The organism is Ideonella sp. B508-1 (assembly GCF_000333615.1).
Taxonomy (GTDB): domain Bacteria; phylum Pseudomonadota; class Gammaproteobacteria; order Burkholderiales; family Burkholderiaceae_C; genus Ideonella.
Genome location: NZ_BADL01000178.1, coordinates 1 through 1,880 on the forward strand (window position 1 = coordinate 1; position 1,880 = coordinate 1,880).

Annotated in this window: 2 protein-coding genes and 2 tRNA genes; all 4 read right to left on the reverse strand. The window is 68.1% G+C overall.

Going from position 1 to position 1,880, the window contains the following annotated elements:
* Nucleotides 1–1,168 (reverse strand): leucine-rich repeat-containing protein kinase family protein (locus tag I73_RS26785; protein ID WP_148289729.1); only part of this gene is annotated, 1,168 nt, incomplete at its 3' end.
* Nucleotides 1,169–1,194: 26 nt separating this feature from the next.
* Nucleotides 1,195–1,539 carry a zinc ribbon domain-containing protein YjdM gene (locus tag I73_RS08145; RefSeq protein ID WP_022980159.1) on the reverse strand — a complete coding sequence of 115 codons (345 nt, stop codon included), beginning with the start codon at nucleotides 1,537–1,539 and terminating at the stop codon, nucleotides 1,195–1,197.
* 83 nt (nucleotides 1,540–1,622) lie between these two features.
* Nucleotides 1,623–1,698: transfer RNA gene (locus I73_RS08150), tRNA-Asn, on the reverse strand.
* 82 nt (nucleotides 1,699–1,780) lie between these two features.
* Nucleotides 1,781–1,856, reverse strand: a tRNA-Asn gene (locus I73_RS08155).
* Nucleotides 1,857–1,880 lie beyond the last annotated feature (24 nt).

Genomic DNA, 1,880 nt, shown 5'->3' on the forward strand with positions numbered 1-1,880 from the left:
AGCAGATGGCCGAAGGCCAGCACATCCAGCCGCTGCACCGCCTGGCCTGGGCGGGGGGCAGGGCCTGCAGCAGCGATGCCGCGCCGAAGTCGCCCAGCCAGACCTGGCCCTCGCCATCGTGCAGGATGTTGTGGGCGTAGAGGTCGCCATGCGCCACGCCGCGGGCGTGCAACTGCCCCAGCGCATGCGCCAGCCCGGCGGCCATGCGCAGCAGCGTCGCCGGGCTCAGGCGCAGCGAAGGGGCATAGACATCGCGGCTGCAGCTGTCCAGGCTGGGTGGGGCGGCCAGGACGCGGCAGGCCGGGTCGATCAGCGGCATCAGCAGGCCCTCGGCCCCTTCGGGGTGCCCGCTCAGGCGGGCCTCGACGCCGATCAGGCGTGGATGTCGGCCCGCCTGCAGCCAGGCCGCCAGTTCGCTGCTGGGCAGCCCGTCGCTCGTCAGCTCGCCCTTGAAGACCTTCAGGGCCAGCGAGCGACCGGTGGTGTCGCGCACGCGGTGGATCTGGCCTGAGGCGCCCTGGCCCAGCAGGGCCTCGATCTGCAGCTGGCCCCAGGGCACCTGGGGCAGGGTGGTCTGCTGCAGACTGGCGGCCTCGTGATCCAGGGTCAGCGGGTTGCCGCCAAAGGCCAGCCAGGCCAGTCGGGGCAGGTTCAGCAGAAAGTCGGGGAGGGTCTCGAAGCGGTTGGCCGCGATGCGCAGCAGGGCCAGTTGCTCGCAGCGGGCCAGGCTGGCGGGCAGGGTGCTGAGTCGGTTGCCCGCCAGGGCCAGCTTTTCCAGCCGCGGGCAGTCGCCCAGGGTGTCGGGCAGGGCCTCGATCTGGTTGTCCGTCAGGATCAGCCAGCGCAGCCGGGGCGGGATCGCGGCCGCGGGGACCTCGCGCAACCGGTTGCTCTTGAAGGCCACCATCTCCAGTGCCGGGCAGCGGCCCAGCACCTCGGGCATGCGTTCGAAGCGGTTGCCCGTGCAGAACAGGATGCGCAGCCGGTGCAGGCGTGGCAGGTCGGCAGGCAGGTCCTCCAGCGCATTGCCGCCCAGGTCCAGGATTTCCAGCGTGTCGGCCAGCGCGAAGACTTCGCGTGGCAGTTCGCGCAGCCCCAGCTGGGTCAGGTCCAGGCGCTGCACGCCGTGCAGCCGGCCTGCGCGCAGGGCCTCCAGGGTGTCCGACATGGCCATCGGGAATCGCGGGGGTCTGCTCAGACCTTTTTGACGAACTCGGACTTCAGTCCCATGGCGCCGATGCCGTCGATCTTGCAGTCGATGTCGTGGTCGCCATCGGCCAGGCGGATGTTCTTCACCTTGGTGCCCACCTTGACCACCGAGGAAGAGCCCTTGATCTTGAGGTCCTTGATGACCGTCACCGTGTCGCCATCCTGCAGCACATTGCCCACCGCGTCGCGAACGACGCGCGCCTCGTCGCTGGCCACCGGCTCCGCCCCTGCGGCCGACCATTCGTGGCCGCATTCGGGGCAGACGAGCATCGCGCCGTCTTCATAGGTGTAGGCCGATTGGCACTTGGGACAGGCGGGCAGGGTGCTCATGCGAAGGCTCACGCAAAAAGGGGTGGACCGGGACGGGGCAATGAAGAAGGCCCCACACGCTTGCACGTGCGGGGCCTTGAATTTGGCTCCCCGACCTGGGCTCGAACCAGGGACCTACGGATTAACAGTCCGGCGCTCTACCGACTGAGCTATCGGGGAATATCTTTTATGTCGGCCAAGGCATACGGTGGCACCTTGGCGTCTTGAGGATGTCTCGATACGGGATCTCGACACCTGAATCTGGCTCCCCGACCTGGGCTCGAACCAGGGACCTACGGATTAACAGTCCGGCGCTCTACCGACTGAGCTATCGGGGAAGTGAAGCCTCAGATTATAGGCAG

What these genes read in the sequence shown, in the direction of transcription:
- I73_RS08145 (WP_022980159.1), bottom strand. Translation starts at nt 1,539, where the DNA reads ATGAGCACCCTGCCCGCCTGTCCCAAGTGCCAATCGGCCTACACCTAT.